Raw genomic sequence first — 12541 nt, forward strand, 5'->3', positions numbered from 1 at the left:
TACGCTCGCTCATGCCACCGCCTCCCTCCGGTCGGCGGCGACATGAGCCTTCACCGCGCTGAGCCTGATGATTCGCTCGCTGCGCTCGCTCACGACTTCACTCCCACCGGCTCGTCGAGCACCGGCGTGGTCTGGTCCTCCGCCCCGGGCTCGCGGGGCAGCAGGAACGCGTGCCGCGGGTCCCAGTGGGCCACCGCCTCGGCGCCCACCGCGAACCGTTCGGCGCTGCCGCTGTTCGCCGCGAACACCGACAGCTCGCTCCCCCACGCGGTGCGCAGCAGGTACTGCGTGCTGACGCCCACGTAGGAGGCGTCGCTGACCACCCCGGCGACGTGCTGGTGGCCCGCGGGCACCTGGTCGGCGGAGCCGACCAGATGCAGCTTCTCCGGGCGTACGCCCAGATGGACCGGCCCCCGGTCGACCCGGGCCCGGGCGGCGGGCACCGAGTAGCGTGCGCCGTGGGCGGTCACCGGGACGTCGTCCCCGGCGGCGCCGGCCGCCTCCGCGGCGATCAGGTTGGACTGGCCGAGGAAGTTCGCCACGAAGGCGGTGGCCGGGAACTCGTAGATGTCGGCCGGCGCACCGAGCTGTTCGATGCGGCCGGCGTTCATCACCGCGACCGTGTCGGCCATGGTCATGGCCTCCTCCTGGTCGTGGGTGACGTGCACGAACGTGATGCCGACCTCGGTCTGGATGCGCTTCAGCTCGATCTGCATCTGCCGGCGCAGCTTGAGGTCGAGCGCGCCGAGCGGCTCGTCCAGCAGCAGCACCTGCGGATGGTTGATGAGCGCCCGGGCCAGCGCGACCCGCTGCTGCTGGCCACCGGAGAGCTGGGCGGGCCGGCGACGGCCGTACCCCTCCAGTTGCACGAGCGCGAGCATTCGCTCGACCTGCTCACCGACGTCGCGGATGCCGCGCCGGCGCAGACCGAAGGCCACGTTCTCGAAGATGTCCAGGTGCGGGAAGAGCGCGTAGCTCTGGAACACGGTGTTCACCGGCCGCTTGTACGGGCGCAGCCGCGCGATGTCCCGGTCGCCGAGCAGCACCTGCCCGCTGGTCGGCTCCTCCAGCCCGGCGATCATCCGCAGCGTGGTGGTCTTGCCGCAGCCGGACGCCCCGAGGAGGGCGAAGAACGAGCCCTGCGGGATCGTGAGGTTGACCTCGTCGACCGCCGTGAAGACGCCGAACCGCTTGGTGAGGTTGGCCAGCCGCAGGTCGCCGGCCGGTGTCTCGCGTGCCACTGTCGTTCCGCCCATCGCCTCGTCAGGCCCCGATGACCTGCTGGAACTTGCTTTCGTACTCGCGCTCCTGCTTCTCGTCCAGAGCCATGAAGACCTGGGCCTTGGCGAGCATCGCGTCGTCGGGGAAGATCAGCGGGTTGGCGGCCAGCTCGGGATCGATCTTCTCCATCTCGGCCTGGGCGCCCTGCACGGGACAGATGTAGTTGACGTACGCGGCGAGCTGGGCGGCCACCGCCGGCTCGTAGTAGTAGTTCATGAGCTGTTCGGCGTTGGCCTTGTGGGTGGCCCTGTTCGGCACCAGCATGTTGTCCGACCAGAGCATCACGCCGGACTCGGGCACCACGAACTTGATCTTGTCGTCCTCGAAGCCGAGCTGGATGACGTCGCCGGACCACCCGATGCAGGCGGCGATGTCGCCCTTGGCCAGGTCGGGCGCGTAGTCGTTGCCGGTGAACTTGCGGATCTGGCCGGAGTCCACCGCCTTCTTCAGCTTGTTGAGCGCGTCGTCGAACTGCGCGGCCGTGAAGTTCGACGGGTCGTGGCCGTTCGACTGGAGCAGGAGCCCCATGGTGTCGCGCATCTCGGACAGGGCCGTCACCTTGCCCTTGAGGTCGGGGCGGGTGAGCAGCTCGTCGACCGTCCGCAGCTCCTTGGTGACCTTGCCGTTGTAGGCGATGCCGGCGAGGCCGGACTGCCACGGCACGGCGAGCTGGTTGTCCTTGTCGAACGAGCGCCCCCGCAGCGAGGGCAGCAGGTTGGCGCTGACGTTGGGCATCTTGGACGTGTCGAGCTGCTGGATCCAGCCGAGCCGGATCATCCGCGCGGCCATCCAGTCGGTGAGCACCATGACGTCCCGGCCGGTGGGCTGGCAGCCCGCGAGCTGGTTCTGCACCTTGCCGAAGAACTCGTTGTTGTCGTTGACGTCCTCGGTGTACGTCACCTGGATGCCGCTGCGCGCGATGAACGCGTCGAGGGTGGGCCGCTTCGACTCGTCCTTCTCGTCCACGTCCATGTACTGCGGCCAGTTGGAGAAGGCGAGCTTCTTCTCCGTGGCGGAGAGGTCCTCGCTCGCGCAACCCGCTTCGGTCTGCTGGGCGCCCTTCGTGCCGCAGCCGGCCAGCGAGCCGCCGACGGCGAGCATCGCGGCCGAGCCGAGGGTGCCGGTGAGCAGACCACGCCGGGTGAGGGGCCTGAGGGGAGTGCGCATGTGACGACTCCTTAAGGGGTCATCGTCGGCGGCGGGGACGGGGGTGACGACGCCGGCGGGAGGGGTCATGTGCGATTGACGACTGATCCTGGCATGGGGTGACCTTCCTTACAAGGGATTCCGTTGCGGGAATAGCGCTTGACCACGAAATACGCCAGACTGCGCGAGGCACTAGGCTCACACGGCGGGAACGGACATGGGGAGCGGTCGATGACGAACCGGCAGCAGGAGAACGGCAACGGCACGCGGCGGCTCGCCGTGCGTGAAGGTGCCAGTCACGCTCTGTTGGACGACGTGGCCAAGCAGATCATCGAGCAGCTCCAGGAGGACGGCCGGCGGCCGTACGCGACCATCGGCAAGGCGGTCGGGCTCTCCGAGGCGGCGGTACGCCAGCGGGTGCAGCGACTGCTCGACGCGGGCGTCATGCAGATCGTCGCCGTCACCGATCCGCTCCAGCTCGGCTTCCCGCGCCAGGCGATGATCGGCCTGCGCACCAACGGCGACCTGGAGGCGGTGGCCGACCGCCTCGCCGAATTGGAGGAGGTCGACTACGTGGTGATCACCGCCGGGTCGTTCGACCTGCTCACCGAGGTGGTCTGCCGCAACGACGACCACCTGCTGGAGATCCTCCAGCGGCTGCGGGCCGTCGAGGGCGTGCTCTCCACCGAGGCGTTCGTCTACCTCAAGCTCCGCAAGCAGACCTACACCTGGGGCACCGCCTGAGCCGACCCGCCCCCGCTCCGACCGGTGTGCGGAATCCGTCGCAAGCCACAACTCACGCTCGCAGAATTCGTTGTCGAATCGCCTATGTGCCACCGATCCCACTTGCCACAGCGGTTCTAACTGTGCGATAACCGTGGGCAGAGCGGCCGGTACGACCCCCCGACCGGCCCGTGACTCGATGGGGCTGACATGGCCAACGCCACCGACCACCTCTGGATGCACTTCACCCGGATGGCGAGCTACTCCGCCGGCGAGGTACCGACGATCGTGCGCGGCGACGGCGCGTACGTCTGGGACAGCCAGGGCCGCCGCTACCTGGACGGGCTCGCCGGGCTGTTCGTCGTCAACGCCGGCCACGGCCGTACCGAGCTCGCCGAGGCGGCCGCCAAGCAGGCGGCCGAGCTGGCGTACTTCCCGCTGTGGTCGTACGCGCACCCGAAGGCCGTCGAGCTGGCCGAGCGGATCTCCGCGCTGACCCCGGGGGACCTGAACCGCGTCTTCTTCACCACGGGCGGCTCCGAGGCGGTCGAGGCGGCGTGGAAGCTGGCCCGCGCGTACTTCAAGCGCACCCGCAAGCCGACCAAGCACAAGGTGGTCAGCCGCTACATCGCCTACCACGGCACCTCGATGGGCGCCCTGTCGATCACCGGCCTGCCCGGCATCAAGACGGACTTCGAGCCGCTGGTGCCCGGCGGGATCAAGGTGCCGAACACGAACTTCTACCGGGCACCCGAGCACGGTGACGACATCGAGGCGTTCGGCCGCTGGGCCGCCGACGAGATCGGCCGCGCCATTGAGCGGGAGGGCCCGGACACCGTGGCGGCCGTGTTCCTGGAGCCGGTGCAGAACTCCGGCGGCTGCTTCCCGCCGCCGCCCGGCTACTTCCAGCGGGTACGCGAGATCTGCGACGCGTACGACGTGCTGCTCGTCTCCGACGAGGTGATCTGCTCCTGGGGCCGTCTCGGCGAGTACTTCGGCGCCGTCCGGTACGGCTACCAGCCGGACATCATCACCACCGCGAAGGGCATCACCTCGGGTTACGCGCCCCTCGGCGCGATGATCGCCAGCGACCGGCTCATGGAGCCGTTCCTCACCGAGACCGGCATGTTCGCCCACGGCGTGACCTTCGGCGGCCACCCGGTCTCCTGCGCGGTGGCCCTCGCCAACCTGGAGGTCTTCGCCCGGGAGGACCTGGTGGGCCACGTGCGGGCCAACGAGGCCGCGTTCCGCGCCACCCTGGAGAAGCTGGGCGACCTGCCGATCGTCGGCGACGTCCGGGGCGACGGCTACTTCTACGGCATCGAGCTGGTGAAGGACAAGGCGACCCGGGAGACCTTCGACGAGGCGGAGTCGGAACGGCTGCTGCGCGGCTACCTCTCCACCGCCCTCTTCGCTGCCGGCCTCTACTGCCGCGCCGACGACCGCGGCGACCCGGTGGTGCAGCTCGCCCCGCCGCTGATCGCCGGGCAGCAGCAGTTCGACGAGATGGAGCAGATCCTGCGCGCCGTGCTCACCGAGGCATGGCGACGCCTCTGATGTCCTACCGGGACGTCTCCTACTGGCTGTCCAGCCTCGACGAACCGCTCACGCCGCGTCCGCCCCTGCCCGGTGGCACGGAGGCGGACGTGGCGATCGTCGGCGCCGGCTACACGGGCCTCTGGACCGCGTACTACCTGGCCCACGCCGACCCGTCGCTGCGGATCGTCGTGCTCGAACGGGAGATCGCCGGGTACGGGGCGTCCGGCCGCAACGGCGGCTGGTGCTCCGCCCTCTTCCCCACCTCGCTCACGGCGCTCGGCCGGCGGCACGGCCGGGACGCGGCCGTCGCCATGCAGCGGGCCATGCAGGAGACGGTGCGCGAGGTGGGACGGGTCGTCGCGGCCGAGGGCATCGACTGCGACTGGGCGCGTGGTGGCACCGTGGTGCTCGCCCGGACCGAGGCCCAACTCGGCCGGGCCCGTGCCGCCGTCGCGGAGGCACGCGCGTTCGGCTTCGGGCCAGACGACCTCGCCCTGCTCGACGCCGACGAGGCCGCCGCCCGGTGCGCCGCCGAGGGGGTACGCGGCGGCACGTACACCCCGCACTGTGCCGCCGTGCACCCCGCCCGACTGGCCCGGGGGCTGGCCCGTGCGGTCGAACGCCTCGGGGTGACGATCCATGAACGGACGCCGGTCAGCGAGATCAGGCCGGGCGCGGCCGTCACCCCCGCCGGCCTCGTCCGGGCGCCCGTGGTCGTCCGCGCCACCGAGGGGTACACGCCGCAGCTACCCGGACAGCGGCGCACCGTGGTGCCGGTCTACTCGCTCATGATCGCGACCGAGCCGCTGCCCGAGCACGTCTGGGCACGGATCGGGCTGGCCGGGCGGGAGACGTTCTCCGACCACCGGCACGTGATCATCTATGGGCAACGGACGGCGGACGGCCGGCTCGCGTTCGGCGGACGGGGCGCCCCGTACCACTTCGGGTCCCGCGTCCGGCCCGGTTACGACCGGGAGCCGGAGGTGTTCGCGGCACTTCGCCGTACGCTCGGCGACCTCTTCCCCGCGCTCGGACCAGACGTGGCGGTGACCCATCGCTGGGGCGGGCCGCTCGGCGTGGCCCGCGACTGGTCGGCGTCGGTGGGACTGGACCGGGTCACCGGCCTCGCCTGGGCCGGCGGGTACGTGGGCGACGGCGTCTCCACCACCAACCTCGCCGGCCGTACGCTCGCCGACCTGATCCGGGGCGTGGAGAGCGACGTCACGGCGCTGCCCTGGGTGGGGCACCGGTCGCCGCGCTGGGAGCCCGAGCCGCTGCGGTGGCTCGCGGTCAACGCCGGGCTGCGGGTGATGTTCTCGGCCGACGCGGCGGAGGCCCGCACCGGCCGGCCGTCGCGCCGGGCGGCCCTCTTCGGCCGCTTCCTCGGTCACTGACGCCTGCCGCCGGCCCGGGTCGCGGGGGGCCGCCACCACCGCTCACACTGACGCCCGCCGCCGGGCCGGTCGCGACGGCCCGCACCGGCTCGCGCGGGTGTGCCGGAACCGCCACCGGGCGGCCCGGGCGCTCCCTAGCCTGGCAGGCAGGAGCACGGCAGAGCGACGGAGGCCAGCATGAGCGCGGAGGCCATGGAGGCGTTCGCCCGTGAACGCGAAGTGGAGATCACCGTGACCGGCCGCAGGACCGGACGGCAGATCTCGCATCCCGTGTGGTTCGTGCAGGAGGAGCAGAGCATGTTCCTGGTGCCGGTCAGCGGGTCGGACACCGAGTGGTACAAGAACATCCGCCACACGCCCGTGATCAGGGTGGCCGCGAACGGGACGGCGGTGAACTCGACCGCCACCCCCATCACCGAACCGGATCGCGTCGACCACGTGGTCGCGATGTTCCGCGACAAGTACGGCGCCAAGCAGATCAGGGACCTCTACCCCAGGCACGACGTAGCCGTCCAGGTGCCGCTCGGCTGACCGTCGACGGTCGCGCCGGGGGGCTGCTCGCGGCATGCGCCGGCGGGGCGCCCACGCGCGGCGGCTCGCGGCGCCGGCCGCGGGCTCACCGGGGCGGGATCACACGTTCGGGGGGATCACGCGCAGGTGGCCACGGCGCCCGGTGGGGTGCGCCTGCGTGTCCTGGTCGTCCTCTGGCGGGCGGGGAGTGGGGCGGGCGGCCTCGCGGACCGCCTCGGCCAGGGCGACCAGGTCGTCGGTGGTGGGCGGCGGGGGCTCGAACTCACCCTCGTGGCGGACGACGTCCCAACCTCGGGGGGCCGTGAGGTTGCGGGCGTGCGGCTCGCAGAGGTCGTAGGTGTGGGGCTCCGCGAAGGCGGCCAACGGGCCCACCACGGCGGTGGACTCGTTGTAGACATAGGTCAATGTGGCGACCGCTTGCCGGGGGCAGCCGTTACGGGAGCAGCGCCGTGGTGACCTCACGGCGGCAGGGTATCTCCATTACCGGGTCCGGCGCACCGGTTCGCGTTGCGACACGCCCGTCACGGTGATCACAATTGCACCACCGGCGAGCCGGCGTGACGCCCGCCGCGCCAGACCGGCGGCGCTGCCGTGGGCGGAGGCGGGGCGCGGGCTACCCTGTGCCTCATGACGAGCCCGGAACACCGCCGCCCCGGCTCCGGCCGGCGTGCCCACCGTGACCGCCACGGGCGGGGCCTGCGCGGACGGCTGGTGCCGGCCACCGTGCCGCTGGCCCGGACCAAGGCCGAGGTCTTCGACGACCTCGTCCTGGACACGGTGGAGACGCTGGAGCGTCGGTTCGCCAAGGAACTGGCCGGGGTCGAGTTCGCCGTGGAGGACGTCCCACCGGAGCTGAACGTCTACGACTCGGACGTGCTGGAGGACGGCGAGGTGCCGCTGGCCCGCCTGCTGCCGGGCCGCCCGGGCCGGCAGGAGATCCCGCCCCGGATCGTGCTCTACCGGCGGCCGCTGGAGTTCCGGGCGATGGACCGGGAGGATCTCGCCGACCTGGTCCACGACGTGATCATCGAGCAGGTGGCGAACCTGCTCGGGGTCGACCCGGACGAGCTGGCCTGACGGGCTTCCGCCCGGGAGACTCGCGGTGGTCGATTGACCGCCGACGCCGACGGATCCGCGGCCGCGGAACAGCGGCCCCCGGGGCCACCGACGCCGGGCGGCGTGAAGATCACGCCGAGCCGGACGGCCGCACGAGGACGACGCTGAGCCGGGCGGCCCCCACCGCCCGGACCCGGCGTCGATTCAGGCGGCCCGCCGCTTCAGCTTGCGCCGCTCCCGCTCGGAGAGGCCGCCCCAGATCCCGAACCGCTCGTCGTGGCCGAGAGCGTATTCGAGGCATTCCGCCTTGACCTCACAACGCGAGCAGATGCGCTTCGCCTCGCGGGTCGAGCCGCCCTTCTCGGGAAAGAACGCTTCCGGATCGGTCTGCGAGCAGAGCGCCCGCTCCTGCCACTCCGGCGCGTTTCCGAGCAGGTCGGCCACCTCAAGCTGGCCGTCCATCAAATGCCTCCTTGTCGCGCACCGGCGTCATCGCCGCTGCAACCCCCCACGCGAAAGGCGTGCTTGTCCGTCCGGTCCCGTTTTGATGCGTTCCGTGCGAACAACCCCATTCAAATTACACGCGTGTAATGCGTGCGCCGTCAAGCCAAACTTGATAATGGAGTCGCCCTCCCGACATGCCCCGGACGGCCATCCGACCACCCGGCCTCGCAACCTGCCCTATCGATTCAGACCCCGGCCGAGTAACGCCCTCTCCGGCGAGTTGCCGGAGTTTTCTGTGTGGCGTTCCGGCGGGACGGCCGCGGAACACCACGAGGACGGTCCCCGGACAGCAATGCTGATCTTGGTGGGGCACAGGTTAACGCGACTCTCGCCGTACCGCCCGTCGAGCGACCGGCGTCCGCGGCCCTCTGTCCACATGCTGGACACCGCGCCGTGGACGCGCCCGGCCGCGGAGTGGCCCGACGCTGCTCGGCATCGCACCCGGACCGCCGCGAACGCGTGACGCGAACCGCACCGGTCGTCCCACCACACGGTACGGATCGGACCCCGGTAAGGACACAGTGGACAGTCGCCCCCAGCGGGTCCGGGAGGAACGCCGCCGCCGGCGCCGGAGGGAGCCGGCGGCGGTTCTCGCCGCGACCGCCGCCGGCGGGAGGTGGTACGGCCGGCGGCGCGGAAAGGTTCGACCTCAGGGGCGCACGGCGCCGTACGCGGTGGTGCGCCGCCGCGCCGGACGCCCGGCCGCCGCCGCGATCGCCCGCAACTGCTTCTCGGTACGGGCCGACCCGTTGGCCGAGCCGGCCATCCGGGAGATGGTCTCCTCCATGAGCGTGCCGCCCAGGTCGTTGCAGCCGCCCTGGAGCATCGCCACCGTCCCGGCGTCGCCGAGCTTCACCCACGAGCACTGGATGTTGTCGATCCGGCCGTGCAGCAGCAGCCGGGCCATGGCGTGCACCGCGCGGTTCTCCCGCCAGGTCGGCCCGGGTCGCGCGATCCCGGCCAGGTAGATCGGGGCGTTGGTGTGCACGAACGGCAGCGCCACGAACTCGGTGAAGCCGCCCGTACGGTCCTGCACACCGGCCAGCACCCGGAAGTGGGCCAGCCACTGTCCGGGATGGTCCACGTGTCCGTACATCATCGTGGAGCTGGACCGGATCCCCAGCTCGTGCGCCGTGGTGACCACCTCGACCCAGGCGGCGGCCGGCAGCTTGCCCTTGGTCAGCACCCAGCGGACCTCGTCGTCGAGGATCTCCGCGGCGGTGCCCGGGATGGTGTCCAGCCCGGCCTCGCGCAACCGGGTCAGCCACTCCCGCACCGGCACACCGGCCTTCGCCGCGGCCGTCACGATCTCCATGGGAGAAAACGCGTGCACGTGCATCTCCGGCACCCGCGCCTTGATCGCCCGGACGATGTCGGCGTACCCGGTCACCGGCATCTTGGGGTCGATGCCGCCCTGGAGGCACACCTCGGTGGCGCCGGCCGCCCACGCCTCCTCGGCCCGGTCGGCGACCTCGTCGACCGAGAGCCGGTACGCGTCCGCGTCGCGCTCGCGCTGGGCGAACGCGCAGAACCGGCAGCCCACGTAACACACATTGCTGAAGTTGATGTTGCGGTTGACCACGTACGTGACGTCGTCGCCCACCGCCGAGCGACGTACGTCGTCGGCGATCCGGCAGAGTTCGTCCAGGGCCGGGCCGTCCGCCGCGAACAGCGCGAGCGCGGCATCGGTGTGCCGCGGTTCCAGCAGCGCGGCCGGATCGTCGGCGGCGAGCCGCAGGCCGGCCCGCAGATCGTGGTCACCGGCACCGGCCGGCACCGGCCCGGCCGTCACCTTCGTGGCCACCTCGGCCCAGTCGCCGTAGACGCTGTCGAAGTCGCCGCGCCGGTCGCCCGTACGGCCGGTGGTGTCGATGGTGACGTGCAGGTCGGTCCGCCCGCCGAAGACCTCCTCCGGCTCCTGCCACGGCCGGCCCACCGGGCGGGCGTCCTCGACGGCCAGCCCCGTCTCCGGGTCGGCGAGGGCCGTGACATGCGCCAGGACGCGCGGGTCGATCCACGGGTCGCCGGCGCGGACGTACTCCGGGTAGACGGTGAGCCGCTCGCGCAGGGTGAAGCCGCCCTCGGCCGTGCGCCGGGCCAGCTCGTCCAGTTGCGGCCAGGGCCGCTCCGGGTTCACGTGGTCCGGGGTCACCGGGGAGACGCCGCCCCAGTCGTCGATGCCGGCGCGCAGCAGCAGGTCGTACTCGCCGGCGATGAGGTTCGGCGGGGCCTGGATGCGGGCGCGGGGCCCGAGCAGGACCCGCGCCACCGCCACCGTGGCGGCCAGGTCGTGCAGCTCCGCGTCCGGCATGCCCCGCATCGCGGTGTCCGGCTTCGCCCGGAAGTTCTGCACGATCACCTCCTGGAGGTGGCCGTACTCGCGGTGCGCCCGGCGGATCGCGAAGATCGCGTCGACCCGCTCGGCGTGGGTCTCGCCGATGCCGATGAGGATCCCGGTGGTGAACGGCACCCCCACCCGGCCGGCGTCGTCGAGCACCCGCAGCCGGACGGCGGGCTCCTTGTCCGGCGAGCCGAAGTGCGGGCCGCCCGGCTCCGACCACAGCCGCGTCGCCGTGGTCTCCAGCATCATGCCCATGCTCGGGGCGACCGGCTTGAGCCGCTGCAACTCGGCCCAGGAGAGCACGCCGGGGTTGAGGTGCGGCAGCAGGCCCGTCTCCTCCAGCACGGCCACGGCACAGGCGCGCAGGTAGTCCAGCGTGGACTCGTAGCCCCGCTCGTCCAGCCAGCGCCGGGCCGCGGGCCACCGCTCCTCCGGGCGGTCACCGAGGGTGAACAGCGCCTCCTTGCAGCCCTGCGCCGCGCCGGCCCGGGCGATCGCGAGCACCTCGTCGCGGTCGAGGAACGGCGCCGGCAGCCGGTGCGGCACGGTGGCGAACGTGCAGTAGTGGCAGCGGTCCCGACAGAGCCGGGTCAGCGGGATGAAGACCTTCTTGGAGTACGTGACGACGCCCGGCCGGCCGGCCTCACGCAACCCGGCGTCGCGGATGCCGGCGGCGATGCCCAGCAGTTCGTCGAAGGCGTCGCCGCGCGCACCGAGCAGCGCGGTCGCCTCGTCGACGTCCAGCGCCCGCCCGGTCGCGGCCCGGCGCAACGCCCGGCGCACACTCGCCTCGGTCGGCGCGGAGTCGGTGCGATCAACCATTCGCTCAGCCTAAGCCGTGATCGGCGGTGCCCCCGCCGCGTCCGGCCCGAGCGTGGGCAACCACACCGGACACGGAAGGAGCGGCCCCGTGGGAGGCCGCTCCTTCGGTGTCCTGCCGGCGTTACCGGACCGCGGTCAGCGCGGGGTGTTCGGGTCCTCACCCGGGTTGATCGGCTGGGTACGGTCGCTCTCCCCGTCCGTCGGCCGGGGAATGGCCTGGGTCGGCTCGGCGGACTGGCGCGGGATGGCCTGGGTCGGGTCCGCCGACGGCGGCTGCCCGAACGGCGGGGCCGCGGGCGGCACCGGGTTCGCCGGCGGGGCCGAGTGCGGCGCGGCGTTGGCCGGCGGCGCCGACTGCGGCGGGGTGAACGGCGGGGTCTGCGGGCCGTACGGGCCGGGCTGGCCGGCGTGGGGGCCGGCCGGCGGGTAGCCGCTCGGCTGGCCGGGAGCCGGGTACGCGCCGGGCTGCCCCGGCACGGGGTAGCCACCGGGCTGGCCGGGAGCGGGGTAGCCACCGGGCTGGCCGGAAGCGGGGTAGCCGCCGGGCTGGCCGGCGCCGGGCCAGCCGCCGGGCTGCTGCGGCCAGCCGGGCTGCGGGGAGCCGTAGACGCCGGGCTGCGGCTTGGGCTTCGGCACGTAGTAGAGGGTCCGCCAGAGCCGGTAGACGACGTACGCGGCGACCGCGAAGATCGCGATCCACGCCAGCCGGGTGAGCAGGCCGAGCAGGGCTTCGAGCACCTCGCCCTCGGCCAGTTCCCCGACCGTCCAGATCAGGAACGTCAGCGCGCCGAAGAACGCGCTGACCGCGTACTCGATCAGGGCGACCTGGGTGATCGTCCTGGCCCGGCCGAGGACCGGCTCGATGTGGGTGGCGAGCAGCACGGCCAGCACCGGCAGCACCACCGCCTCGATGCCCATGAACGCGCCGAAGGCACCACCGGCCCGGTCGCCGAAGGTGCTGTACTCGGTGGGTGTCAGCAGCCGGATCAGGCCGACGAAGAGCAGCACGGCGTTCGCGCCGAGAAACGCGAGCGCGGCCAGTTCGCGTAACGGCTTGGTCAGCTGGCGGGCCTGCGTCGCGTCGGCGGACGCGGGCTCGGCGGGGCTGGTCACGAGCTCTCCCTGGGGCGAAGCGGACAGTTGCCGACGTGAGCCTAGTCTCCCGGGCCACTGGCGGACCGTAGGCGTGGCGTGCGCGAGGATG

The 12541-nt window shown here is 72.3% G+C and carries 11 protein-coding genes; 5 read left to right on the forward strand and 6 right to left on the reverse strand.

The window, feature by feature from the left end:
• Positions 1-89: 89 nt before the first annotated feature.
• Complete coding sequence (locus tag OG994_RS19955) at positions 90-1256, reverse strand: ABC transporter ATP-binding protein (protein ID WP_328850603.1); 1167 nt, start codon at positions 1254-1256, stop codon at positions 90-92.
• A 7-nt stretch (positions 1257-1263) separates the two neighbouring features.
• Positions 1264-2448, reverse strand: coding sequence for a polyamine ABC transporter substrate-binding protein (locus OG994_RS19960; RefSeq protein ID WP_328850604.1), 1185 nt, complete (start codon positions 2446-2448; stop codon positions 1264-1266).
• A 210-nt stretch (positions 2449-2658) separates the two neighbouring features.
• On the opposite strand from OG994_RS19960, the gene OG994_RS19965 reads away from it, so the two are divergent.
• The 4 genes from OG994_RS19965 (at position 2659) to OG994_RS19980 (ending at position 6614) form a co-directional block, all read left to right on the forward strand.
• Positions 2659-3171 (forward strand): Lrp/AsnC family transcriptional regulator, encoded by a 513-nt coding sequence (locus OG994_RS19965; protein ID WP_120327730.1) that lies wholly within the window; start codon positions 2659-2661, stop codon positions 3169-3171.
• A gap of 189 nt (positions 3172-3360) precedes the next feature.
• Entirely contained in the window at positions 3361-4707 is a 1347-nt protein-coding gene (locus OG994_RS19970) for an aspartate aminotransferase family protein (protein WP_328850605.1), read from the forward strand.
• Positions 4707-6083 (forward strand): NAD(P)/FAD-dependent oxidoreductase, encoded by a 1377-nt coding sequence (locus tag OG994_RS19975; protein ID WP_407942614.1) that lies wholly within the window; start codon positions 4707-4709, stop codon positions 6081-6083. The genes OG994_RS19970 and OG994_RS19975 overlap by 1 nt, the downstream gene beginning before the upstream one ends.
• 177 nt (positions 6084-6260) lie before the next feature.
• Complete coding sequence (locus OG994_RS19980; protein WP_120327728.1) at positions 6261-6614, forward strand: nitroreductase/quinone reductase family protein; 354 nt, start codon at positions 6261-6263, stop codon at positions 6612-6614.
• Positions 6615-6713: 99 nt separating this feature from the next.
• Here the strand turns inward: OG994_RS19980 and OG994_RS19985 are convergent, their stop codons facing one another.
• A complete protein-coding gene (locus OG994_RS19985) occupies positions 6714-7076 on the reverse strand; it encodes a DUF3499 domain-containing protein (protein ID WP_120327727.1) in 363 nt (120 codons plus the stop codon).
• Between the two features lie 165 nt (positions 7077-7241).
• Here OG994_RS19985 and OG994_RS19990 point away from each other — a divergent pair, with 165 nt between their 5' ends.
• Positions 7242-7691: a metallopeptidase family protein gene (locus tag OG994_RS19990; protein ID WP_120327726.1), complete on the forward strand. Its 450-nt coding sequence runs from the start codon at positions 7242-7244 to the stop codon at positions 7689-7691.
• 183 nt (positions 7692-7874) lie between these two features.
• On the opposite strand, the gene OG994_RS19995 is transcribed toward OG994_RS19990, so the two are convergent.
• From OG994_RS19995 to OG994_RS20005, 3 genes are all read right to left on the reverse strand, one after another.
• Positions 7875-8132, reverse strand: coding sequence for a WhiB family transcriptional regulator (locus tag OG994_RS19995; protein ID WP_120327725.1), 258 nt, complete (start codon positions 8130-8132; stop codon positions 7875-7877).
• Between the two features lie 691 nt (positions 8133-8823).
• A complete protein-coding gene (locus OG994_RS20000; protein WP_328850607.1) occupies positions 8824-11337 on the reverse strand; it encodes a bifunctional FO biosynthesis protein CofGH in 2514 nt (837 codons plus the stop codon).
• 135 nt (positions 11338-11472) lie between these two features.
• Complete coding sequence (locus OG994_RS20005; protein ID WP_328850608.1) at positions 11473-12450, reverse strand: hypothetical protein; 978 nt, start codon at positions 12448-12450, stop codon at positions 11473-11475.
• Between the last annotated feature and the right edge of the window lie 91 nt (positions 12451-12541).

Origin of the sequence: Micromonospora globbae (assembly GCF_036184225.1) — a bacterium.
Classification (GTDB): Bacteria; Actinomycetota; Actinomycetes; order Mycobacteriales; family Micromonosporaceae; genus Micromonospora; species Micromonospora globbae.